This window comes from Paraburkholderia sp. MM6662-R1 (assembly GCF_050436245.1).
GTDB classification, from domain to species: domain Bacteria; phylum Pseudomonadota; class Gammaproteobacteria; order Burkholderiales; family Burkholderiaceae; genus Paraburkholderia; species Paraburkholderia tuberum.
Genome location: NZ_JBNDLV010000001.1, coordinates 3,698,869 through 3,721,735, shown reverse-complemented (window position 1 = coordinate 3,721,735; position 22,867 = coordinate 3,698,869). Strand labels below are relative to the sequence as shown.

Below are 22,867 nucleotides of genomic sequence, written 5' to 3'. Positions count from 1 at the left end.
CGGCCATAAAAAAAATCACCGCGGTTAAGTGCATTCCGCGAAAGCCGCCGCCCGTGGACAAACCCGGGCCGCAGCACCTGCGGAACGCCGCTTAACCGCGGCACTTACATCTTGGACAGCTAGTCGAAGCCTTAGTTTAGGCGAGCATGGAGTCCTTGTAAATCATAGACTTCCAGGTTCTTCAGATAACGAAGACCCTCCACCGCCGCGCGTGCGCCCGACATCGTCGTGTAGTAGGTGACCTTGTTCGCCTGCGCGCTCATGCGGATCGAACGCGAATCGGCGATCGCCGCGCGCGTTTCGTCGACGGTCGTGAAGACGAGCGCGATCTCGCCGTTCTTGATCATGTCGACGATGTGCGGACGGCCGTCCTTCACCTTGTTGACGACCTTGACTGGCACGCCGGCCGCTTCGATCGCGGCAGCCGTGCCCTTGGTCGCGACGATCGGGTAGCCGAGCTCGTGCAGCATGCGCGCGACTTCGACTGCCTTCGGTTTGTCGGCGTCCATCACGGTCAGCAGCACCGTGCCCGATTCGGGCAGACGCGAACCCGCCGCGAGCTGCGACTTGAACAGAGCCTCGCCGAACGTCTGGCCGACGCCCATCACTTCGCCGGTCGAACGCATTTCAGGTCCGAGCACCGGGTCGACCGCCGGGAACTTGACGAACGGGAACACCGCTTCCTTCACGCTGAAGTACGGCGGCTCGACTTCCTTCGTCACGCCTTGCGCGGCGAGCTTCTGGCCGACCATCGCGCGCGCGGCGATCTTCGCGAGCGGCAGGCTGGTCGCCTTCGACACGTACGGCACCGTGCGCGACGCGCGCGGGTTCACTTCGAGCACGTAGATGATGTCGTCCTTCGAGCCGTCAGCCCGCGGTACCTGCTGGATCGCGAACTGCACGTTCATCAGGCCGACCACGTTCAGCGCCTTCGCCATCGCAGCGGTCTGGCGCTTCAGTTCGGCGATGGTCGCCTTCGATAGCGAATACGGCGGCAGCGAGCAGGCCGAGTCGCCCGAGTGCACGCCCGCCTGTTCGATGTGCTCCATCACGCCGCCGATGAACACGGCATCGCCATCGGAAATGCAATCCACGTCGCATTCGATCGCGTCGTTCAGGAAGCGGTCGAGCAGCACCGGCGAGTCGTTCGACACCTTCACCGCCTCGCGCATATAGCGCTCGAGATCTCGCGGCTCGTGGACGATTTCCATCGCGCGGCCGCCCAGCACGTACGACGGACGCACGACGAGCGGATAGCCGATTTCGTCGGCGAGCTTCAGTGCTTCGTCTTCGGCGCGCGCGGTGCGGTTCGGCGGCTGGCGCAGACCGAGGTCCTGCAGCAGCTTCTGGAAGCGCTCGCGGTCTTCGGCCGCGTCGATCATGTCCGGCGACGTACCGATGATCGGCACACCGTTCGCCTCGAGGTCGAGCGCGAGCTTCAGCGGCGTCTGGCCGCCGTACTGCACGATCACGCCGACGGGCTTTTCCTTGTCGACGATTTCGAGCACGTCTTCGAGCGTCAGCGATTCGAAGTACAGACGGTCGGAGGTGTCGTAGTCGGTCGACACGGTTTCGGGGTTGCAGTTGACCATGATCGTTTCATAGCCGTCCTCGCGCATCGCGAGCGCGGCATGCACGCAGCAATAGTCGAACTCGATACCCTGGCCGATCCGGTTCGGGCCGCCGCCCAGCACCATGATCTTCCTGTTGCTGGTCGGATTCGCTTCGCACTCTTCCTCGTACGTCGAGTACATGTACGCGGTCCTGGTTGCGAACTCGGCCGCGCAGGTGTCGACACGCTTATACACCGGACGCACGTTCAACTCGATACGACGCGCGCGCACGTCCGCCGGCTTCGCGCCGAGCAGCTTGGCCAGACGACGATCCGAGAAGCCGCTCTGTTTCAGATACTTCAGCTCCTCCTTCGTCAGGCTCGCCAGCGCGCGGCCTGCCAGCGCCTTTTCCTTCAGCACGATCTGTTCGATCTGCGCGAGGAACCACGGGTCGATCGCGGTTTCCTCGAAGATCTCTTGCGCGCTCATGCCCACACGGAACGCGTCGCCAACATACCAGATGCGATCCGGACCAGCTTCGCCGATCTCGCGGATGATCTCATCGCGATTGGCGGTCTTTTCATCGAGACCGTCGACGCCGACTTCGAGGCCGCGCAGCGCCTTCTGGAACGACTCCTGGAACGTGCGGCCAATCGCCATCACTTCGCCGACCGACTTCATCTGCGTGGTCAGGCGCGAATCGGCTTCACGGAATTTCTCGAACGCGAAACGCGGGATCTTCGTGACGACGTAGTCGATCGTCGGTTCGAACGACGCCGGGGTCTGGCCGCCGGTAATTTCGTTCTTGAGTTCATCCAGCGTGTAGCCGACCGCCAGCTTCGCCGCCACCTTCGCGATCGGGAAGCCGGTTGCCTTCGACGCCAGCGCCGACGAACGCGACACGCGCGGGTTCATTTCGATCACGATCATGCGGCCGTCTTGCGGATTGATCGAGAACTGCACGTTCGAGCCGCCGGTGTCGACGCCGATCTCGCGCAGCACCGCGAGCGACGCGTTACGCAGGATCTGGTACTCCTTGTCGGTCAGGGTCTGCGCCGGCGCGACGGTGATCGAGTCGCCGGTGTGGATGCCCATCGGGTCGAGGTTTTCGATCGAGCAGACGATGATGCAGTTATCCGCCTTGTCGCGGACCACTTCCATCTCGTACTCTTTCCAGCCGAGCAGCGACTCTTCGATCAGCAGTTCGCGCGTCGGCGACAGGTCGAGCCCACGCTTGCAGATCTCTTCGAACTCGTCGCGGTTGTACGCGATGCCGCCGCCCGAGCCGCCCAGCGTGAACGACGGACGGATCACGACCGGATAGCCGCCGCTGCCAGTTTCCGCGGCGATCTTCGCCTGCACCTGCAGCGCTTCTTCCATCGAATGCGCGGTGCCCGACTTGGCCGAACCGAGGCCGATCTTGGTCATCGCGTCCTTGAACTTCTGACGGTCTTCCGCCTTGTCGATCGCTTCCGGCGATGCGCCGATCAGCTCGACCTCGTACTTCGCCAGCACGCCGTGCGCGTGCAGGTCGAGCGCGCAGTTCAGCGCTGTCTGCCCGCCCATCGTCGGCAGGATCGCGTCCGGGCGCTCCTTCGCGATGATGCGCTCGACCACTTCCCACGTGATCGGCTCGATATAGGTCACGTCGGCCGTGTTCGGGTCGGTCATGATCGTCGCCGGATTGCTGTTGACGAGAATGACCTTGTAGCCTTCCTCACGCAGCGCCTTGCATGCCTGCGCGCCCGAATAATCGAACTCGCACGCCTGACCGATGATGATCGGACCCGCGCCGATGATGAGGATGCTCTTGATGTCTGTCCGCTTGGGCATAACGCTCTCGCTAATGTATTCCTGAATTCTTTCCGTCGACGCGCGCCGTTTTCACGTTGCGCGCGCTGTATCGCGGCATGCCCGCCGCGTAGCGCCGCGGGCTGCGGCGGCCGCCGCGAGCCGTTTCCGGCTGGCCCCTGCGGCCGGCCTGTACTACTTCAAGCCGCTGTGCTCTTGCCGTTCTTGTGCGCGTCCATCAACGCGGTGAAACGGTCGAACAGGTACGCGATGTCGTTCGGACCGGGCGATGCTTCCGGGTGGCCCTGGAAGCAGAACGCCGGCTTGTCGGTCAGCGCGAAGCCCTGCAGCGTGCCGTCGAACAGCGACACGTGGGTCACGCGCGCGTTGGCGGGCAGCGTGTCGGCATCGACCGCGAAACCATGGTTCTGCGACGTGATCACCACGCGGCCGTCTTCGAGATCCTTGACCGGATGGTTCGCGCCGTGATGGCCGGTCTTCATCTTCATCGTCTTCGCGCCGACCGCGAGGCCCATGATCTGGTGGCCCAGGCAAATGCCGAAAATCGGAATGCCGCGCTCGATGAACTCCCTGGTCGCCGCGATCGCGTAGTCGCACGGCTCAGGGTCGCCCGGGCCGTTCGACAGGAATACGCCGTCGGGGTTGAGCTCGAGCGCGTCAGCGGCGCTCGCTTGCGCCGGCAGCACGGTGACATGGCAGCCGCGCTCGGCCAGCATGCGCAGGATGTTCTGCTTGACGCCATAGTCGAATGCGACCACGCGGTACGTCGGCGCTTTCTGCTCGCCGTAGCCCGTGCCCAGACGCCATTCGGTTTTGGTCCACTCGTAGGTTTCCTGGGTCGACACGACCTTCGCGAGGTCCATGCCGGCGAGGCCCGGGAACGAGCGCGCGAGTTCGATGGCCTTCGCTTCGTCGTCGGAACCAGCGAGGATCGCGCCGTTTTGCGCGCCCTTGTCGCGCAGGAGGCGGGTCAGCTTGCGAGTGTCGATGCCGGCGATGGCGACCACGCCTTCGTCCTGCAGATATTGCGGGAGCATGCCCTCCATGCGGAAGTTCGACGCGAGAACCGGCAGATCACGGATGATCAGGCCGGCGGCATGGACTTTCGTCGCTTCGACGTCTTCGGCGTTCACGCCGACGTTGCCGATATGCGGGTACGTGAGGGTCACGATCTGGCGCGCGTAGCTCGGGTCAGTCAGGATTTCCTGATAGCCGGTGATGGCAGTGTTGAACACGACCTCACCGATGGTATGCCCAGGGGCGCCGATCGAATAACCACGAAAGACCGTGCCGTCGGCGAGCGCGAGTAGAGCGGGAGAAAATGACGGCAACACGGGAGACTCCTTGGGGGAACACCCTGTTGCCACCTGTCTATCCGATTGCAAGCCGCAGCGAAACACATCGTGGATGCGCGCGCAGACTCGCTCGCGAGTTGCCGGTGACGCTGCAAGAGTCGCGATGGGTCCATTGTGTGGACGACTCGGCTGGGTGTGGAACCCTTCTTGCTGCGCCAATGGCGCGCGGCGGATGAACGGTATGGGGGAGGTAGGCGCTAGGGTGCGGGTGGATAAGCTCAAACCTTCAAATTATAGCCTGAATCCACTGTTCCCTCCAAATGGGAGATAGGACGAGGCGTTGAGACGACGCGCCTGGGCGGACCTTCAAAGCCTTGCCGGGCCGCGTCGCCAGGTACTTGCCACGCCTGTCTCTGCGGTTCTGTCGAGACACCACTATTGACGGGGACCGAACCGCCGTGGCGGCCCCTCCGGGTCCGACGCAAGGCCTGGCGCGGCCGTTCAGGCCTCCTGCTCCGCGCGCATCTCGCCCGAACGGGCAAGCTGCCGACCCGGCAACACGTACCAGATCGCACTCAGCACCTGCAGCGCGACGAGGATTTTCCACGCGCTCAGATGCGCGAGCGCCGGGTAATGCCCACCGCTCGCCGGCCAGTGCGACAGCACCGCGCCAACGCCGATCTGGAAACCGAAGATCAGCAGAAAAATAATGAGCGTCAGCGTCGTGTTGACGCGGCCGATCATCTGCGGCGGGAAATGCCGCGCCATCACCGCGTAGCTCAGAATCCCGGTGCCGCCGAAGATGCCATAGGCGGCCCACAACAGGCTCGCCGGCAACGGCGCGTTAAACATGATGAGCATCTGCGTCAGCACATATAGCGCCATGCCGATGCCGCAGAACGCGTACAGCGAGAGGCCGCGCCGCTCGAGACTACGCGCCGCCGCGCCGAAACCGACGCAGCCGGCCATCATCGCGAAGCCGAGAATCGACACGAGCGCCGCCGCCTGGTGCGGCTCGAAGCCTTGTACGTCGCGCAGCCATGCTCCGACCCACAACGACTGCATCGCGTAGAAGACGCCTTGCGTAACGACCGAGAACGACGCGATTTTCCAGAATGCCGCGCTGCGCAGGATGTGCCACGTACCCTTGAACTGCGCGACGATGCTCGGCTGGCGATGCGTTTCGCGCGCGTCCGGAGCGAGCGTCCATTGCGCGAGCGCAACCGCTACCGTCAGCACACCGAGTCCGACGCAAACCGGGCGCCAGCTGGAAAAACCGAGCACCCACGTGAGCGGCGAACCGACCATCACGCCGCCGAAACCGCCGATCGCCATGACAAGCCCGTTCATCAATGGCAAACGCGCCACCGGAAAATGCTGCGCGAGCGCCTTGAACGCGGCGCCGAGGCACACCGACACGCCAACGCCGATCAGCAGCCGCCCGACCATCATCATGCCGAGACTGTGCGCGGCGCCGAATACCCAGATGCCGAGCGCGGCAAAAAGCAACGTGACGGAGGTCACGCGACGCGCGCCGAAGTGATCGAGCAGCACGCCAGCGGGGATCTGCGCGCCCGCGAAACCGAGGAAATACAGACTCGTCAGCACACCCAGATCGGCGGCTGACAGACCGAGATCGCGCGTGATGAACGGCGCGAAACCAAGATTGACGCCGCGAAACACGTAAGAGACGAAGTAGCCGGCGGAAAAAAGCAGAAAGACGCGCAGTTGGGTCGACGACATAAATCAGGAAGTAAACCTGGAAATGACCTCAAGAACCTCTCCCGAGGTTCGGACGGATCAGGACGGACCGGCACCCCGCGGCCAACGCGGCCAACGCGGCCGAAGCACGAACAATAAAGTAAATACCGCAAACGCGCAGGAATCGTCCGCGCAATGAAAAACGCCGTCACCCTGAGGTGACGGCGTTGGATGAACACGGTACGTGATCGGAGCGCAATCCATGCGCTGCCCCCGCAACGCATGTGGTCACTACCGTGAGAGCCGCTATTGGTCTATTTACCCTTCTTCTTCGCGTTGGCCACGGTCTTCGGGCGGCTCTCAGCCGCGGCCTTCGACGCCTTGCCGGGCTCCGAGGCCGAGACCTTCTCGACCTTGCCCTTGCTGGCAACGGGCGCCGCCGGCTTGTTACCCTTGCCGCCCGGCTCGGAGACCTTGACGATGGCGGAGTGGCCGCGCCCTTTCTTCTTATCGTAGCGCGATTCACCGTGTGTGTCTGCGACGTGGACGCCAATCTTCTGCACACTGCCGCCTTGCACGTCGGCGGCAATCTTTTCCGGACCCGGCTCGCTGGGTACCGGCTTGCCGACCGGCACGTGCAGCACGATCACCTGGCCGCGCGAAACCTGATCGCGATGCGTCCTGTTCCACGCCTTCAGCTGACCGACCGACACGCCGTAGCGCACCGCGATGGCCGCCATCGACTGATTGCGACGCACGCGGATCAGCATCTTGCGCGTGTCGGGTACGTCGGGTTCCATCGCGAGCACCGCGCTTTCAGCGACGTCGGCGCTGATGTCCTCGTCGTCGTCCGAGCCGCGCGGCACGACGATCGTCGAGCCCGGCTTCAGGCGCATACCGACCGGAATCTTGTTCACTTCCATCAGCGTGTCGGGGTCGACGCCGATCTTCTGTGCGATCGCCGCGGGCGTCGCGCGTGCGTCGACCGTGTAGGTGGTCCACGACGACAGCGAGCCCGAGTACGTTTTCAGATTGCGCTCGAACGCGGACGCGTTGTCGAAAGGCAACAGAATCTGCGGCTGCGTCGCGCCGAGAATCACCGGCTTCCTGAACGACGGGTTCAGCGAACGGAACTCGTCCGTCGACATGTTGGCGAGCCGCGCGGCGACGTCGACGTCGATGTCGTGCGAGGTCGTGACCGTCACGAAGTACGGGTGGTTCGGAATAGACGGCAGGGTGAGCCCGTACATCTGCGGGTTCATCACGAGGTTCTTGACCGCTTGCAGCTTCGGCACGTAGTTGCGCGTTTCGTTCGGCAGACGCAGGCTCATGTAGTCGGTCGGCAGACCCGCCGCCTCGTTGCGCGCGATCGCGCGCTGCACGTTGCCCTCGCCCCAGTTATACGCAGCGAGCGCGAGTTGCCAGTCGCCGAACATGTCGTGCAGGTTCGACAGGTAGTCGAGCGCGGCACTGGTCGACGCAAGCACGTCGCGGCGCTCGTCCTGCCACATGTTCTGCTTCAGGTTGTAGGTCCGGCCCGTGCCCGGCATGAACTGCCACATACCCGCAGCCTTGGCGACCGACAAAGCCTGCGGGCTATATGCAGACTCGATGAACGGCAAGAGCGCGAGCTCGGTCGGCATATGGCGCGACTCAAGTTCCTCGACGATGTGATACAGGTATTTCTGCGAGCGCTCGGTCATGCGCTGCACGTAATCGGGACGCTGCAGATACCAGTTCAGCTGCATGTCGACGAGGTCGCTCTGCAGGTCCGGCATCTGGAAGCCACGGCGAATGCGGCCCCACAGATCGGCGTCCTGGCTCGTCAACTGATTGACGGAGCTCTGGTCGACGTTGATGGTTTCTTTAGCGGTGGCGTTCTTGCGAAGGGCGTCGGCTACGGCCTGCTGGCTGGCGGGGTTAGTGGCGGTATTCGTCGTCGGTCCCTGACTCGCGCACGCGGCGAGTGTCAGGACCAATAACGCACTTAAGATAAATCGCATGAACGTCTCGGTTTCCACAAGGGCTGGAATTTGCAGCCGATAGTACGAAACGTCAACGTTTCCGTCAATTGGAAAATCAAGAAAAAAATCAACCAAATCTGGGGCTTGGCGAATTTTTCCGATTCATCGCGTGAAGAACCGCCGAATGCGCTCCGGATCAGCGGAAGCGGTTCTTCCATTCGCGCATCAATGTGAAGGCCTTCAGCCGGTCAGACACCGTTTCGTGCAATCGTGCTTCGAGGTTCGACTGGATCGCCGGCTCGCCTGCGCGCAGGAACGGATTGACCGCGAGCTCGTGCGCGATCGTGGTCGGCAGCGTCGGCTGGTGGCGGGCGCGCAATTCGTTCGCCTTGTCGCGCCACGCCTGCAGTTCGGCATTGTGCGGCTCGCAAGCGAGCGCGAAGCGAATGTTCGACAGCGTGTATTCGTGTGCGCAGTGCACTTCGGTTGCGCCGGGCAGCGCGGCGAGCGCATCGAGCGAGTTCAGCATCTGCTGCGGCGTGCCTTCGAAAAGGCGCCCGCAACCGCACGCGAACAGTGTGTCGCCGCAAAACACGTGCGGCGTGCCGCGCGTATCGGCCGCCTGGAAATAGGCAATGTGTCCGCTCGTGTGACCGGGCACGTCGAGCACGCTGAATTCAAGTGCGGGAGCAGCGATCGTCACGTGATCGCCACTTTTGAGACGATGTGTCAGGTGCGCGATCGCTTCGCCGGCGGGGCCGTAGACCGGCACGTCCTGGCCGTTCAGCAGATCGGCCACCCCGCCGACGTGGTCTTGATGATGGTGCGTGAGTAAAATAGCGCTCAGCCGCCAGCCTCGTTGGGCCAGACAGGCGCGCACAGGGGCGGCTTCGCCCGGATCGACGACGACCGCGTGGTGTCCGTCGGCAATGACCCAGATGTAATTGTCTTCAAACGCCGGGACCGGTACGTACTCGAGCGCATTCATAGGCGACGCATTTTTAATATGACTGACCGAGCGATTATAGACTGGCCCGCCTGGACCGATTCGCCGCCAGGCCGCTACGTGCTCGACTGGGAGCAAACCCAGCTCGATCGCGTGGTGTCGGACGTGTTCGGCTATCATGCGCTGCAACTCGGCCTGCCGCAGCTCGACGCGCTGCGCGAGAACCGCATGCCGTGCCGCGGCCTCGTGCTCGACGCGGCGAGCGGCGCGAGCGCGCCGTACACGTATCCGCGCTGGGCACGTCGTGGCAGCGTGAGCGGCATCGGCAGCGCGGGCAACGCTGGCGACGACAACCCCGCGAACGCCGCGCGAGGCGCCCCTGGTCTGCACGCGCCGGCCGGGCGCAGCGCGGTCTGGTGCGACCTGCTCGATCTGCCGTTCGAAGCGCAAAGCGTCGACCTGCTCGTGATGCCGCATACGCTCGAATTCACCAGCGACCCGCATCGGCTGCTGCGCGAAGCCGAACGCGTGCTGGTTCCCGAAGGCCAACTGATCATCCTCGGCTTCAACTCGTTGTCGCTGTGGGGAGTACGGCAGTCGATCGGCAAGATGACAGGCCGCCCGTTCGTGCCCTCCGCCGTCGATCTGATCGCGTTCACGCGCCTGAAGGACTGGATCAAGCTGCTCGGCTTCGACCTTGAACGCGGGCGCTTCGGCTGCTATCGTCCGCCGCTCGCGAGCGATCAATGGCTCGCGCGTTACGGCTTCATGGAAGCCGCCGGCGACCGCTGGTGGCCGATTTTCGGCGCCACCTACATGATCAAGGCGATCAAGCGCGTGCGCGGCATGCGTCTCGTCGGGCCGCTCAAAGTGAAAAAGCCCGTGCTCGCGGCAGGCCTCGCGCCCGCCGCCACCCCGAACACACGAAACCACACCGAATGACTCCAGATCACATCGACATCTATACCGACGGCGCCTGCAAGGGCAATCCCGGCCCTGGCGGCTGGGGCGCGTTGCTGCGCTTCGGCAGCCAGGAAAAAGAACTGTTCGGCGGCGAGGCCAACACGACCAACAATCGCATGGAGCTGATGGGCGTGATTTCCGCGCTCGAGGCGTTGAAGCGCCCGTGCAAGGCGATCGTGCACACCGACTCGCAGTACGTACAGAAAGGCATCAGCGAGTGGATCCACGGCTGGAAGAAGAAAGGCTGGGTCACCGCGGCGAAACAGCCGGTCAAGAACGCCGATCTGTGGAAGCGGCTCGATGCGCTCGTCGCGCAACACGAGATTGAATGGCGCTGGGTGCGCGGCCACAATGGCCACCCGGAAAACGAGCGCGCCGATCAGTTGGCCAATCGCGGCGTGGCATCGCTCGCCGAGATGTAAAGAGCGTGCGCGCATCGGCAACGCCGCGCGCCGCCCTCCCCGCTTTTTTTCCGCAATTTTTTCGAAGCAGGCTAATCCGACATGCGTCAACTGATCCTCGATACCGAAACTACCGGCCTGAACGCCCGCGGCGGCGACCGGATTCTCGAACTCGGTTGCGTCGAGCTCGTGAACCGCCGGCTGACCGGCAACAACCTGCACTTCTATATCAACCCCGAGCGCGACAGCGATCCGGGCGCGCTCGCGGTGCACGGCCTCACCACGGAATTTTTGAGCGATAAGCCGAAGTTCGCGGAGGTCATCGACCAGTTCCGCGATTTCATCCAGGACGCGGACCTGATCATCCACAACGCGCCATTCGACATCGGCTTTCTCGACGCCGAGTTCGCGCTGCTCGGTCTGCCGCCAGTGAGCATGCACTGCGGCGAGATCATCGACACGCTCGCGCAAGCCAAGCAGATGTTCCCCGGCAAGCGCAATTCGCTCGATGCGCTGTGCGACCGCTTCGGCATCAGCAATGCGCACCGTACGCTGCACGGCGCGCTGCTCGACTCGGAACTGCTCGCCGAGGTCTATCTGGCGATGACGCGCGGTCAGGAAAGCCTCGTCATCGACATGCTCGGCGAAGCGGAGGCCGGCGGCGATACGCATGCGCCGCGTGTCGCGCTCGACTCGCTGGAGCTGGTCGTGATCGCTGCGAGCGACGACGAAAGCACCGCGCACGAAGCCGTACTCGACGATCTCGACAAGGCGCTCAAAGGCGCGAGCGTATGGCGTCTTGAAACCGCGCCGGCAACTGATGAGCAAACTGCTTAAAAAAGACTAGACGAACCCTAAATTCCCTGACATAATTTCGATCTCTTCGGGTGGTTAGCTCAGCGGTAGAGCACTGCCTTCACACGGCAGGGGTCACTGGTTCGATCCCAGTACTACCCACCAGATTCTTGGTGTGTCGATCACCGAAGACAAAAGGGCTTACGCAGCAATGCGTAAGCCCTTTTTCTATTTGCCGGCAAATACGTCGCGTGCGCCATACGAGAGATCGTTGGCTATAGAACCACGTCGTTCCGTAGGTTGGCGAGCGCCCCGCACTATTGCTATATTCGGCAAACGGGCATTCGCCCGGTCCGGCTCCGTCCGGTTTCTCCATCTTGAACCATCTCAGGGAGGCGCCACATGTTTGCAGTGCATCGCGCGCTCCCCCGCATGGTTCCACGACCGCCGGCCCGTCCGCCACGACCGATGCGACCTTGAAGCCGCAGCGTCGTCGCTGATGCGCCGCCGCCTCGGCAGGCGCACCGCGTTCATTCCAGACAGTCCGTTGTTCCGTTGCCGTTGTTTGCCGTCGTATCTTTTCGCGCGTTCCCGCGCGGGTTCCGGCATCCGCTGGCTGTCTACCCCTTTTTCGCTTCTGACTGGAAACTCGGCGCGCTCGTGCTTCGCCGGGCCCAAAGCAAATGGCCAACAGAAAACTCGACTTTCGCGGACAAGCCTTCAAGGATGTCCTCGGCTTCACCTTCCGTCATTGGGCGCAACAGCCGGGGCGCATCGTCGTGATCGCGGCGCTCGCGCTGTTTACGGCGGGCGCGGACATCCTGACGCCGGTCTTCGCCGGACGTCTCGTCGACGCGATCGCGGCCGGTCCGGCGTCGTCGGCGCCCATCTGGCATCACGCGCTCGCGGCCTTCGGCGCGCTCGCCGCGCTCGGCCTCACCGCGACGCTGCTGCGCCAGGGCGTGTACTTCAACATCATCCGCTTCACGCTGAAGATGATGAGCGAGATCGCCGCGCGCGCGTTTCATCGCGTGCAGCGCTTTTCGACCGACTGGCACGCGAACAGCTTCGCCGGCTCGACCGTGCGCAAGATCACGCGCGGCATGTGGGCGCTCGACCTGCTGAATGACACGCTGCTGATCGCGCTGCTGCCATCGCTGGTGATGCTGATCGGCGCGACCCTGCTGCTCGGCTCGCGCTGGCCCATGATGGGCAACGTCGTCGGCATCGGCTCGCTGCTGTACATCGGCGTGACCGTGACGGTATCGCTGGGCTTCGTCGCGCCGTCCGCGCGTCTCGCGAACGCGTGGGACACACGCATGGGCGGCGCGCTCGCCGATGCGGTCAGCTGCAACGGCGTCGTCAAGGCATTCGGCGCGGAAGCGCGCGAGGAAGCGCGCCTCGCGCACGTGATCGGCAAATGGCGGCAACGCACACGCCGCACGTGGGTGCGCGGCACGCTCAACGGCGGCCTCCAGGGCGGCATGCTGGCCGCGATCCAGGCGGCGATTCTCGGCGTGGCGCTACTGCTGTGGGCACGCGGCGAAGCGAGCGTCGGCGACATCACGTTCGCGCTGACGATGTTCTTCATGCTGCAAGGCTATCTGCGTGACATCGGCATGCACATCCGTAACCTGCAGCGCTCGGTCAACGACATGGAGGAACTGGTGTCGCTCGAGAGTCAGCCGCTCGGCGTCGAGGATCGTCCCGGCGCCGGCGCCATCGCGATCCGCGACGGCGAGATCCGCTTCGAGCAGGTGTCGTTTCACTATGGCGCGCACAGCCGGCCGCTCTACGACGACTTTTCCATCCGCATCGCGGCGGGCGAGCGCGTCGGGCTGGTCGGTCATTCCGGCTCGGGCAAGACGACCTTCATCAAGCTGATCCAGCGCCTTCACGACATTTCGGGCGGGCGGATCACGATCGACGGCCAGGACATCGCGCAGGTCCAGCAAGCGTCGCTGCGCAGCCAGATCGCGATCGTCCAGCAGGAGCCGGTACTGTTTCACCGCTCGCTTGCCGAGAACATCGCGTATGGACGGCCCGGCGCGAGCCGCGCCGACATCGAGCGGGCCGCGCGGCTCGCGAGCGCGCACGACTTCATCGCCGCGCTGCCGAACGGCTACGACACGCTGGTCGGCGAACGCGGCATCAAGCTATCGGGCGGCGAGCGTCAACGCGTCGCGATCGCGCGGGCTTTTCTCGCCGACGCGCCGATCCTGATTCTCGACGAAGCCACGTCGAGCCTCGACAGCGAAAGCGAAGTGCTGATCCAGCGCGCGATGGAGCGGCTGATGCAGGGGCGCACGACGCTGGTGGTCGCGCATCGGCTATCGACGGTGCGTGCGCTCGACCGGCTCCTCGTGCTCGACAAGGGCAAGGTGATCGAGGAAGGCAGCCACGACGCGCTGATCAAACGCGACAACGGCTTGTACCGTCGCTTGTTCGAGCGTCAGGCGCTGGAGCTGATCAAGGGTCTCGGCGAGCCGGAGCTCGTGCGCGAGTCGGCAAAGGTCAAAGCCGACCGGGTCGACGGTTCTGGCTTGTTGGTCGGCTAGCGCGACGCAGGCATGCACCAGGCTTCGCGGCAAACGACGCCACGCCTGGCGCCACCAGCCCCTGGCAATAGAAGGCCCGCCGCGCTACACCGCGCCGGCGGGCAACCCGATGCCGCGCGCCATTCCGGTCGCGGCAAACACCATCAGAACCAGCAGCACGGTCTGGATCACGCTGAAATGCGCGTAAGATCGCGCCTTCTTCAGATTCGGCGCCGCGCCGCTGCGGATCGACGCGCGCCAGCGCATCAGGCCGAGCATCGTGGGCACTTCGAGGATCAGGATCAGCGCGAGCAACGTCATCTTCACGTGAAAGAGCGGCTGGTGCAGGTAGTAGTCGGCGCCCTTCTCATAGCTACCGAACATGCGCATCAGGCCGGTCACGATCAGCACCAGCGCGGCGATGCCCCAGCGTGAATCGGCGCGGAACACCGAACGCAACGCGGCGGGCACCGACGCGCGGCGCAGCGACCACGTGCGTCTGAGAATCGACGCGAGCGCAAAACCATAAGCGAGCAGATGAAGGGCGGCAAGCAACCAGCGAACCAGCATGGCGACTCCTGCGAAAGACGCAATATGATCGATGAGTGTCCCACTCGCCCGCCTGCAGGCCGGGCGCCTTGATTGCATTATCGACGAAGCTTCGCTTCGGGATGCGTGCAGCAGCCACGCGATGTGACCGATAGCACAAAACATGCAGCGTCAGACCTGGCGCAGCGTCGTGTCGAGCGCGCGAGCGGCGACGCGATCGCCTTCGGTCGTCAGCGCGGCGCGGAAAACGGTCTGCCGGTTATGACCCGCGGCGGCCGGCGAATCCCACAGCAACTCGACCTTCGGACGTACGCCGAACGCGCTGCGCGCAAGCGAGGGCGCCGCGACCGCCCCTATCGGCGCCGCTGACGCGCCGGCCTTGCCCGGCGCGCCGAACGCGACCGCGGGCGCCGGCGTCGCGCGCGCATTGGAACCGCTCGCCCAGCGCACCGACAATTCGCGCGCATCGTATTGCCCCACCTTGCGCCGCTCAGCCCACACGACGACGGTGCGGGTCAGCGGATCGAGCGACACCGCATAGCGGCCGATCGCGAAGCGCCGCGCCGCCACATTGGTGCGCCACAACGGCAGCGGCCGGCAGATCCACAAGACGATCGCATACAGCACCGGCGCCGCGACGAGCCAACCGTTGCTGGCCGCGACCGCCTGCATCGCGCGACGCCAGCCTGCGCTCGCGACGAACGCGCCGACCGACCACAGCGCAAACAAAAACCCGAGGAACGCGAACAGGCGCAGCGCCTGACGCAGCCATTGCGGCAACGGATGGAACGGACGCTCCGCGACGGCGCGCGCGCCCGGCAGGAAGATCAGCAGGAACAGAAAAACGAGGTTGATACATGCCCACGGTGAAGACGCCATCGCGGTCAGCGCGGTGGTCAGCTTCATCTCGGACATCGAGAAAAACCAGCGGGCAGCGAGCACGAGACCGATGGCGCGCAACGTAAAAATCGTTCCGGCGCCGGGCGCGGCGTTCGCGCGCGTCTCTTTCGTTCTCGCCAAGGCATCCTCCTGTCGTCGGCGGCACCGCAGCCCAATTTGCGGCACGGCAATTATAGGGATATTACCGAGACTGGCTCGTTCGCGCCGCGCGGAAACCCGTATTTTCAGTTGTGCACCGACGAAAAACGCAGCGCGCATGCAACAACGCCCCGCCGGCGACGTGCCGGCGGGGCGTTCAGAGCAACGAAGGAAGCGTGCAACGAGTTGCTGCCGACAGCGTTTTATCTACCGCGAAACAACCGCGGCGAAACAATCGCCAATCAGCCCGCGTTGACTTCGCGCAGCACTGTGCGATGTTTGCGGCGCAGCAGCTCTTCATAGGTGGCGACGTAGTTCTGCGCCATCACCTTCGACGAGAAGCGCGCCTCGAACGCCTTGCGCACGCCAGCGCGGGGCAGCGTGTGCAGACGTTTGACGGCGGCGACCGCGCTGATTTCGTCCTCGACGACGAAACCCGACACGCCGTTTTCGATCACTTCCGGCACCGAACCGCGATTGAACGCGATCACCGGCGTGCCGCAAGCCATCGCCTCGATCATCACGAGACCGAAGGGCTCCGGCCAGTCGATCGGGAACACCAGTGCGTGCGCATTGCCGAGAAACTCGCGCTTTTCAGCTTCGCCGATTTCGCCGATGTACTCGACGTGCGACAACGACATCAGCGGCTTGATGACTTCTTCGTAGTAGGCACGGTCGGCCTTGTCGATCTTGGCGGCGACCTTGAGCTTCATGCCTGCCTGCCCGGCGATGCGAATCGCCCTGTCAAGCCCCTTCTCCGGCGAGACGCGGCCCAGGAATGCGAGGTAGCCGGGCTCGACGTTGGGAATCGGCTTGAGCACGTCTTCCGGCAAACCGTGATAGACGGTTTGCAGCCAGTGCGCCTGCGGCAGCGGAATGCGCTGGTTGTCCGAGATCGACACGACCGGCACGTCATTGAACGTGTTGAAGATCGGCTGCAGCTCAGGCAGATCGAGACGGCCGTGCAGCGTCGTGACGAACGGCACAGGCTGACGCGCGAACAGCGAGAACGGGTAGTAGTCGATGTGGAAATGCAGCACGTCGAATTCGTCCGCGCGGCGGCGCACTTCTTCGAGCAGCAGCATGTGCGGCGCCATCACGTCGCGGATCGTCGGGTCGAGGCGCAGCGCCTGCGGCCAGAAAGCTTCGAGCTTCGCCGAGGTTTGCGAATCACCGCTTGCAAACAGCGTGACGTCGTGGCCCTGCTCGACCAGCGCCTCGGTCAGATAGGACACCACGCGTTCCGTACCACCGTACAGCTTGGGAGGAACCGCCTCGTGCAGCGGAGCGATTTGAGCGATTCGCATATTGACGAACTCCTAGTAAAAAATCAGGCAAAAGTACTGCATTTGGAAAAAGCGACTCGCTTGCTCGCCAGGGCAGTCTGGCCGGAAATGCCGGCGCGGGCCTGATTCTTTTGAGAAATCCTGCGATGGATCGCTTGGTAACGAGCCCGGACAAGTGGATCAGCGACTGGGCATGTGCGAGTAAACGCGCCCGCTGCACCGACGTTGACAAACTGTCAGAAAAATTGCCGGGCTAACGAGCACGCATTATCGATGCCTTGATTGTTGCAGCACCGCAGCATTTCAAAGTCTTTACGTTGTTACAAATGCGAAACACTTTGCAAACCCTTGTTTTCAAAGACAGTTCTACAGTATGCACGAGGTTTCGGGAGGCGCGGCGGTACCGTGTCTGTGAGCTCTCGCCCATCAACGTTGCCGGTAGGAATTGCAAAATTGCCGCAGCGCGGTCGAATGCAATCTGTAATCATATCTCGAAATTTTCCGCAATCTGCCTGAATGGCCCGTCGGCTGGTGTGTCGGGACGACGCAGATCGCGGAGGTCCATCGCGAAATCAATCGCGTCAAAGCCCGGATACACAGGGCGCAATCGCCTTTGCATGTTTACAATGCGAAGCATCGGCTTCACGCAGAGCCATGCTTGTCCGTGTGGTCCGCGCATTGCATGCACAACCCGCAACACATCGATCTCAGCTCAATTGGAACACTTGACCATCGCCCAGCGTAACGCCCAGAACGCCAAGCTCGCGAGCTATGCGCACCGGCCACTTGCGTTTCTCTTCCGCTTTATCCGCCGCCATCCGCTCGCGCATGCGATCGTGTTGTGCAGCGTGTTTGCGGCCGTGGGCTGTGCACTCGCTTCGCAGTACGCGATCAAACATCTGATCGACGTGCTCGGCGGCGGCAGGCATCATCCGGGACCGCTGTGGGGCGCGTTCGCGATCCTCGTCGGCCTGATCGCTGCCGACAACCTGTTGTGGCGGATCGGCGGCTGGTTCGCCGCGCACACGTTCGTCGCCGTGACGGGCGATTTGCGGCGCGATCTGTTTCAGTACCTGAGCGGCCACTCGCCGACCTACTACGCCGAAAAGCAGCCCGGCATGCTGGCAAGCCGGATCACCGCGACCTCGAACGCCGTCTACACCGCCGAAAACACCACCGCGTGGAACGTGCTGCCGCCGTGCATCGCGGTGCTCGGCGCGATCGTGATGATCATCGCGGTGAACCCGCTGATGGCCGCCGGCCTGATGCTGTGCTCGGCGATCCTGTCGGTCGTGCTGTACAAGCTCGCGGGCCGCGGTTCCGCGCGTCACCATAATTTCGCGACCAAGGCGGCATCGGTCGACGGCGAGCTTGTCGACGTGATCAGCAATATGGGGCTCGTGCGCGCGTTCGGCATGACGTTCCGCGAACAGCACCGCTTTGCTTCGACGGTCAAGTCGGAAATGGACGCGCGCCAGCAAAGCCTGCTGTACCTGGAAAAGCTGCGTCTCCTGCACGCCGTGGTCACCGCGCTGCTGTCGGCCGGCCTGCTAGGCTGGGCGCTATGGCTGTGGGACCAGGGCCGCGCGACCTCGGGCGACATCGTGCTCGTCAGCTCGCTCGGCTTCACGATCCTGCACGGCACGCGCGACCTCGCCGTCGCGCTCGTCGACGTCACGCAGCACGTCGCGCGACTCGCAGAGGCCGTGCGCACGCTGCTCGAACCGCACGGCATGCCCGATCGCGACGACGCGACCGAACTTGTGCCGCAGGGCGGCCGCGTCACGTTCGACAGCGTCACGTTCGCCTATCCGCGCCGCCGGCCGATTCTCGATCACTTTGACCTCGATATCGAACCGGGTCAGCGCGTCGGGCTGATCGGCAAGTCGGGCGCCGGCAAATCGACCGTGCTCGCGCTGTTGCAGCGCTTCTACGAGACCCAGGGTGGCGCGATCAAGATCGACGGCCAGGACATCGCGTCGATTACCCAGGACAGCCTGCGCCACGCGATCGCGCTGGTGCCCCAGGACATCTCGCTGTTCCATCGCACGGTGTACGAGAACATCGCGTACGGCCGCCCGGACGCGAGCCGCGAGGAAGTGCTCGCCGCCGCGCGCGAGGCGCGTTGCGTGGACTTTATCGAAGCGATGCCGGAAGGCTACGACACGATCGTGGGCGACCGCGGCGTGAAGCTGTCGGGCGGTCAGCGCCAGCGCATCGCAATCGCGCGCGCGATTCTGAAAAACGCGCCGATCCTGCTGCTCGACGAAGCCACGTCCGCGCTCGACAGCGCGTCCGAGGAAGCGATCCAGAAGGCGCTCGACCGCCTGATGGTCGGCCGCACCGTGATCGCGATCGCGCACCGTCTGTCGACGCTGAACAACTTCGACCGGATCATCGTGATGAGCGCCGGCAAGGTCATCGACGACGGCACGCCGGAAGAACTGCGCCAGCGTCCGGGCCTCTATCGCGACCTGCTCTCGAAGCAGTATGGCAAGGGCCAGACGCTGCATATCGGCGGCAAGAAGGTCGACGAACAGCACGTAGCCTGACGCACGGCTGGTCCACGCGCTGCGCATCGCTTGAAAAAAAGCCGCTCCCTGGAGCGGCTTTTGGCTGTCTGGCTCGCGGCCCGGCTTGGCTTAGCCGGTCACGCTCTCGCGCGCCGCCCTCTTGCGCGCGGCGCCCGCCGCACCCGTGGCCGCGTGCGCTTTCCCGCTTCCGGCGCGCTTCGCGCCCTCGACGCTCTGCAGATCGCGCATGAAGTTATCGCGCCACACCGATACGTTGTTCTCGCGCAGCTGCGCCATCATGTCGCGATAGCGCCCCTGGCGCTCGGCGAGCGGCATGTCGAGCGCCCGCGCGAGCGCTTCGGCCATGCCGTCGATATCGACCGGATTGACGATCAGCGCGCCGTCGAGCTCCTGCGCCGCGCCCGCGAAGCGCGACAGCACCAGCACGCCGGGATTCTCCGGATCCTGCGCCGACACGTATTCCTTCGCAACGAGGTTCATGCCGTCGCGCAACGGCGTCACATAGCCGACGTGCGCGGCACGGAACAGCGCCGCCAGCACCGAGCGCTCGTACTGCTTGTGGATGTATAGGATCGGCGTCCAGTCCAGCTCGGCGAAACGTCCGTTGATCCGTCCCGACTCGCCTTCGAGCTGTAACCGGATGTCTTGATACGCGTGCAGGTCGGCGCGCGTCGGCGGGGCGATCTGCAGGAACGACACCTTGTTGCGCTGCGCGGCCGTATGCTCGAGCAGGCGCTCGAACGCGCGGAATCGCTCGACCAGCCCCTTCGAATAATCGAGCCGGTCGACGCTCATGATCAGCTTGCGCGAATGCAGCGTTGCCTTCATCGTGCGCACCGGCTTGCCGCGTTCGCCCGCCTTCGCGAGCTCGGCGATCTCGTCCGGATAGACGCCGATCGGATACGCAGAGGCGCGCAACGTGCGGCCGAACGCATGCACACTCAGCGGTCCTTTCGCCGACGCGTCGATCGAGCCGCCCGCCTCGTTGATCACGTAGTCGCAGAACGCGCGCAGATCGGGACCGGTCTGGAAGCCGAGCAGGTCGAACGAACACAGCGCCTCGACGAGCTCGCGATGCGGCGGCACCGTCAGCAGCACCTGCGCGGCCGGAAACGGAATGTGCAGAAAAAAACCGATGCGGTTCTTCACGCCTGCCGAGCGCAGCGCCTGAGCGAACGGAATCAGGTGATAGTCGTGCACCCAGATCACGTCGTCCTCGCGCAGGAGCGGCACGAGTTGCTGCGCGAGCCACGCGTTGACGCGGCAGTAGCCTTCGAAGTCGTGCCGGTCGTAATGCAGCAGGTCGGATCGATAGTGGAACGCGGGCCACAGCGTCGCGTTCGAGAAACCACGGTAGTACTGGTCGTAATCGCGCCGCATCAGCGGGACGGTCGCGAAGGTCACCGGACCGCGCTCCTCGAGCTTGATCTGCGGCTGGCCGGAACTCAGCACGTCGCCGCTCCAGCCGAACCACATGCCGCCGGTCTCCTTCAGCGCGTCGTACACGCCGACCGCCAGACCGCCCGCCGCCGGACCGCCCTCCGAAATAGGCGCCACCCGGTTCGAAACAATGATCAGTCGGCTCATGAAGCGCGATTCCCGATGCAATATGTTGTTTTCGTTGAACGGGGCCACCGGCGTCATGCGCCGCGCGCCGCCGCGACGATGGTTTCGAGCCAGTCGAGCAGCGACGACACCGATTCGACGCGCGTGTGCGCCATCGTTTCGCCCGCGCCGACCTTGATCGACAGACCGCCGCGCTCGTTGACGACCGCGAAGCCCTTCTCGTCGGTCAGATCGTCGCCGGCGAATATCGGCGTGCGGCCGGTGAACGGCAGCTCGTCGAGGAACGCGCGCGTCGCGCGGCCCTTGTCGACGTCCTTCGGCTTGATCTCGTAGACCATCTTGCCGGGCTGCAGCACGTAAGAAGCGGGGTAATCGGCGACGAGCCGCTCGGTCGCCTCGCGCGCGACCGGCTCGCGGTCCGGCGCGTTGCGGTAGTGCAGCGCGAGCGCCGCGCCCTTGATCTCGAGCAGCATGCCCGGATGTTCGTTGACGACCTGCGCGAGCACCTGCTCCATGCGCAACAGGCGCTCGTCGTGAAAGCCGATGCGCTGCGTGTCGCCATTCGCATCGCGCCGCTCGGCGCCGTGCAGACCCGCGACCGGCAGATCGGGCATGCCGAGAAAACTGTCGATGCTGTCGATGCCGCGCCCCGACACCACCGCGACCGCGCCATTCGTCAGACTGCGCAGTTCACGCAGCAGGTCGATCACGCGCGGCTGCACCAGCACGCCGTCCGGTGTGGGGGCGAGTTCGACGAGCGTGCCATCGAAGTCGAAGAAAAATGCCGTCTCGCTCGGAGACAGAACAGCCGGAAGTGCTTGCATCGCCTGGGTTCGCCTTTCAGCCATCTATGGCCGGAAAAGTGTGCGCATCTTACCGCGCATCCGTCAATTTTTCGAGAAAGTAAGCTGGGACTCAAGCCCGACGGGCGATCTATCCATCCGCTTCGGTCGATTGCGTTCAAAAGCGCAACGATCGGGCTTCAACCGGCTTTCAGCAAGCTGCGTCAAATTGACACGCAAATCGTGCGCCCGACGCGCCGCGCGACGCTGGCGCCAATTTTGCGCTACAGTCGCTGCCACGCGGACCGTCGGCGTGATGGACATCGTTGCACGCTCTCGCTCAATCGCGTGGCGCGCGCGAATCTTGCGCGGCATGATCGGGCGACGGTGCGGCCCCCTGCTCCATCGATTCGTGTTGCCTGCTCTTCAATCGAGTCATTGAACCCTGCTTTGTTCCCGATCCTGCCACCCCAGCGCCCGCGGCCGAACCTGTCCCACTCACGACCCAAGCGACTCACGCACCGCTTGATGCACGGGTTGGCACGCCGGCTTGCGGCGGCAACTGCGCTGGGCACGCTGGTCGCGCTCGCCGCGCTGACCGGTTGCACACAGCGCGCCGAGCCGTGGCAGTTGACCAACGTGACCGGCCACCTGCCGGATCTGGACTTCACCTTGACCGACGACACCGGCCGTCCCGTCAACGCCGCGTCGTTCAGGGGCCGCACGTCGCTGGTTTACTTCGGCTACACGCATTGCCCGGACGTCTGTCCCGAAACGATGGGCCGTCTGATGCAGGTGCTCGGCAAGCTCGGTCCCGATGCGCAGAAAGTGCGCATTCTGTTCATCACCGTCGATCCCGCGCGCGACACGCCGCGGGCCTTGCACGACTATGTCGGCGCGTTCGACGCACAGCACGCCGAAGGGCTGACCGGCACCGACTGGCAGATCGAGTCGCTGGCCAAGCGCTATCGTGTCGCTTATCAGATGGAAAAACGCGACTCGAACGGCAACTACGAGGTCACGCACAGCTCCGCCGTCTATGTGTTCGACAGCCGGGGCCGCGCGCGCCTGCTCGCCACCGATCACGACACGCCCGATGCGATCGCGCAGGACCTGCGCCGCATCATCGATGACCAATCCTGATT

The 22,867-nt window shown here is 64.2% G+C and carries 16 protein-coding genes and 1 tRNA gene; 7 read left to right on the top strand and 10 right to left on the bottom strand.

Annotation, left to right across the window (positions count from 1 at the left end; all coding sequences use genetic code 11):
• Window positions 1-131: 131 nt before the first annotated feature.
• From carB to gloB, 5 genes are all read right to left on the bottom strand, one after another.
• Window positions 132-3,386: a carbamoyl-phosphate synthase large subunit gene (carB, locus tag OKW39_RS17695; protein WP_429363364.1), complete on the bottom strand. Its 3,255-nt coding sequence runs from the start codon at window positions 3,384-3,386 to the stop codon at window positions 132-134.
• Window positions 3,387-3,544: 158 nt separating this feature from the next.
• Entirely contained in the window at window positions 3,545-4,699 is a 1,155-nt protein-coding gene (carA, locus tag OKW39_RS17690) for a glutamine-hydrolyzing carbamoyl-phosphate synthase small subunit (protein ID WP_429563128.1), read from the bottom strand.
• A 462-nt stretch (window positions 4,700-5,161) separates the two neighbouring features.
• A complete protein-coding gene (locus OKW39_RS17685) occupies window positions 5,162-6,403 on the bottom strand; it encodes an MFS transporter (protein WP_429563127.1) in 1,242 nt (413 codons plus the stop codon).
• 272 nt (window positions 6,404-6,675) lie between these two features.
• Window positions 6,676-8,364, bottom strand: a complete 1,689-nt coding sequence (locus OKW39_RS17680; RefSeq protein WP_090805403.1) for a transglycosylase SLT domain-containing protein — start codon at window positions 8,362-8,364, stop codon at window positions 6,676-6,678.
• A gap of 157 nt (window positions 8,365-8,521) precedes the next feature.
• Window positions 8,522-9,313, bottom strand: a complete 792-nt coding sequence (gene gloB, locus OKW39_RS17675) for a hydroxyacylglutathione hydrolase (RefSeq protein WP_090801121.1) — start codon at window positions 9,311-9,313, stop codon at window positions 8,522-8,524.
• An 18-nt stretch (window positions 9,314-9,331) separates the two neighbouring features.
• Here gloB and OKW39_RS17670 point away from each other — a divergent pair, with 18 nt between their 5' ends.
• The 5 genes from OKW39_RS17670 to OKW39_RS17650 all read left to right on the top strand — a co-directional run bounded on the left by OKW39_RS17670 (window position 9,332) and on the right by OKW39_RS17650 (window position 13,988).
• Window positions 9,332-10,213, top strand: coding sequence for a class I SAM-dependent methyltransferase (locus OKW39_RS17670; RefSeq protein WP_187610840.1), 882 nt, complete (start codon window positions 9,332-9,334; stop codon window positions 10,211-10,213).
• Entirely contained in the window at window positions 10,210-10,656 is a 447-nt protein-coding gene (gene rnhA / locus OKW39_RS17665; protein ID WP_184028269.1) for a ribonuclease HI, read from the top strand. Before OKW39_RS17670 ends, rnhA begins: the two co-directional genes overlap by 4 nt.
• 81 nt (window positions 10,657-10,737) lie before the next feature.
• On the top strand, window positions 10,738-11,472 hold the full coding sequence (dnaQ, locus tag OKW39_RS17660; protein ID WP_429563126.1) for a DNA polymerase III subunit epsilon: 735 nt from the start codon (window positions 10,738-10,740) through the stop codon (window positions 11,470-11,472).
• Window positions 11,473-11,520: 48 nt separating this feature from the next.
• Window positions 11,521-11,595: transfer RNA gene (locus tag OKW39_RS17655), tRNA-Val, on the top strand.
• A gap of 518 nt (window positions 11,596-12,113) precedes the next feature.
• Window positions 12,114-13,988, top strand: a complete 1,875-nt coding sequence (locus tag OKW39_RS17650; RefSeq protein ID WP_429563125.1) for an ABC transporter ATP-binding protein — start codon at window positions 12,114-12,116, stop codon at window positions 13,986-13,988.
• An 84-nt stretch (window positions 13,989-14,072) separates the two neighbouring features.
• Here the strand turns inward: OKW39_RS17650 and OKW39_RS17645 are convergent, their stop codons facing one another.
• From OKW39_RS17645 to OKW39_RS17635, 3 genes are all read right to left on the bottom strand, one after another.
• Window positions 14,073-14,537, bottom strand: a complete 465-nt coding sequence (locus OKW39_RS17645) for a DUF2214 family protein (protein ID WP_090801129.1) — start codon at window positions 14,535-14,537, stop codon at window positions 14,073-14,075.
• Between the two features lie 150 nt (window positions 14,538-14,687).
• Window positions 14,688-15,536 carry a hypothetical protein gene (locus OKW39_RS17640; protein WP_090801130.1) on the bottom strand — a complete coding sequence of 283 codons (849 nt, stop codon included), beginning with the start codon at window positions 15,534-15,536 and terminating at the stop codon, window positions 14,688-14,690.
• 260 nt (window positions 15,537-15,796) lie between these two features.
• A complete protein-coding gene (locus tag OKW39_RS17635) occupies window positions 15,797-16,861 on the bottom strand; it encodes a glycosyltransferase family 4 protein (RefSeq protein ID WP_090801132.1) in 1,065 nt (354 codons plus the stop codon).
• A gap of 695 nt (window positions 16,862-17,556) precedes the next feature.
• On the opposite strand from OKW39_RS17635, the gene OKW39_RS17630 reads away from it, so the two are divergent.
• On the top strand, window positions 17,557-19,392 hold the full coding sequence (locus OKW39_RS17630; RefSeq protein ID WP_429335060.1) for an ABC transporter ATP-binding protein: 1,836 nt from the start codon (window positions 17,557-17,559) through the stop codon (window positions 19,390-19,392).
• A gap of 90 nt (window positions 19,393-19,482) precedes the next feature.
• On the opposite strand, the gene otsA is transcribed toward OKW39_RS17630, so the two are convergent.
• Together otsA and otsB are read right to left on the bottom strand one after the other, a co-directional pair.
• Window positions 19,483-20,961: an alpha,alpha-trehalose-phosphate synthase (UDP-forming) gene (gene otsA / locus OKW39_RS17625; RefSeq protein ID WP_090805405.1), complete on the bottom strand. Its 1,479-nt coding sequence runs from the start codon at window positions 20,959-20,961 to the stop codon at window positions 19,483-19,485.
• A 53-nt stretch (window positions 20,962-21,014) separates the two neighbouring features.
• Window positions 21,015-21,764: a trehalose-phosphatase gene (gene otsB, locus OKW39_RS17620; RefSeq protein ID WP_090801136.1), complete on the bottom strand. Its 750-nt coding sequence runs from the start codon at window positions 21,762-21,764 to the stop codon at window positions 21,015-21,017.
• Window positions 21,765-22,250: 486 nt separating this feature from the next.
• Between otsB and OKW39_RS17615 the strand changes: the two genes are divergently transcribed.
• Window positions 22,251-22,865 (top strand): SCO family protein, encoded by a 615-nt coding sequence (locus OKW39_RS17615; protein ID WP_429363350.1) that lies wholly within the window; start codon window positions 22,251-22,253, stop codon window positions 22,863-22,865.
• Window positions 22,866-22,867 lie beyond the last annotated feature (2 nt).

Excerpts from the sequence above, each read along its gene's own strand:
- dnaQ (WP_429563126.1), top strand. The coding sequence starts at position 10,738 with ATGCGTCAACTGATCCTCGATACCGAAACTACCGGCCTGAACGCCCGC.
- OKW39_RS17650 (WP_429563125.1), top strand. The coding sequence starts at position 12,114 with ATGGCCAACAGAAAACTCGACTTTCGCGGACAAGCCTTCAAGGATGTC.
- OKW39_RS17645 (WP_090801129.1), bottom strand. The coding sequence starts at position 14,537 with ATGCTGGTTCGCTGGTTGCTTGCCGCCCTTCATCTGCTCGCTTATGGT.
- rnhA (WP_184028269.1), top strand. The coding sequence starts at position 10,210 with ATGACTCCAGATCACATCGACATCTATACCGACGGCGCCTGCAAGGGC.
- OKW39_RS17670 (WP_187610840.1), top strand. The coding sequence starts at position 9,332 with ATGACTGACCGAGCGATTATAGACTGGCCCGCCTGGACCGATTCGCCG.
- gloB (WP_090801121.1), bottom strand. The coding sequence starts at position 9,313 with ATGAATGCGCTCGAGTACGTACCGGTCCCGGCGTTTGAAGACAATTAC.
- carB (WP_429363364.1), bottom strand. The coding sequence starts at position 3,386 with ATGCCCAAGCGGACAGACATCAAGAGCATCCTCATCATCGGCGCGGGT.
- OKW39_RS17615 (WP_429363350.1), top strand. The coding sequence starts at position 22,251 with ATGCACGGGTTGGCACGCCGGCTTGCGGCGGCAACTGCGCTGGGCACG.
- OKW39_RS17680 (WP_090805403.1), bottom strand. The coding sequence starts at position 8,364 with ATGCGATTTATCTTAAGTGCGTTATTGGTCCTGACACTCGCCGCGTGC.
- OKW39_RS17685 (WP_429563127.1), bottom strand. The coding sequence starts at position 6,403 with ATGTCGTCGACCCAACTGCGCGTCTTTCTGCTTTTTTCCGCCGGCTAC.
- otsA (WP_090805405.1), bottom strand. The coding sequence starts at position 20,961 with ATGAGCCGACTGATCATTGTTTCGAACCGGGTGGCGCCTATTTCGGAG.
- OKW39_RS17635 (WP_090801132.1), bottom strand. The coding sequence starts at position 16,861 with ATGCGAATCGCTCAAATCGCTCCGCTGCACGAGGCGGTTCCTCCCAAG.
- otsB (WP_090801136.1), bottom strand. The coding sequence starts at position 21,764 with ATGCAAGCACTTCCGGCTGTTCTGTCTCCGAGCGAGACGGCATTTTTC.